This is a genomic window from Rivularia sp. UHCC 0363 (assembly GCF_034931125.1).
In the GTDB taxonomy this organism is placed as follows: domain Bacteria; phylum Cyanobacteriota; class Cyanobacteriia; order Cyanobacteriales; family Nostocaceae; genus Rivularia.
Genome location: NZ_JAYGHM010000118.1, coordinates 2,531 through 3,044 on the forward strand (window position 1 = coordinate 2,531; position 514 = coordinate 3,044).

Here is a 514-nt window from a genome sequence, read left to right on the forward strand (position 1 = left end):
AATGATACTACTACAGAAAACTTTGTTGATGTTTTAGCACAGTTACAAACAGATGGTAGTTTCTCCTTTGATGCAGCTAAGTTAAAGCAAATTAACGGTGATGTTGATTTAAGTGAAGGGGAACATACTCTCAAATTAATTGCTACCGATGCAGTTGGTAATAATTCGGAAGAATTGAATTTCAGCTTTAGTTTAGACACTCAATTACCTTCTTTGACAATTAATAATCCTATCGCTGATGGGGAATTAACAGAAGGTGCAAGATTAACTGGAACTAGTGATGAAACTGGTTCTGGAATTGTTAATTTAACTTATCGTTTTAACACTGGTGATGAAGTAATAGTTCCCGTTAATGAAAATGGTGAATTTGATGCTGAGTTGGATTTAACAGGGTTGAGTAATGGTACTCAAACTTTAACTATTACTACTACTGACTTAGCTGGAAATACAAGTAGTAATGAAATTAATGTCAATGTAAATGTAGGTGAGCAAGATACAACCGCTCCTGTAATTA

At 33.9% G+C, this 514-nt stretch carries 1 protein-coding gene; it reads left to right on the forward strand.

Translation table 11 applies throughout. The features are described 5' to 3' along the window. Window positions 1-514 (forward strand): hypothetical protein (locus VB797_RS33890; protein WP_323242197.1); only part of this gene is annotated, 514 nt, incomplete at both ends.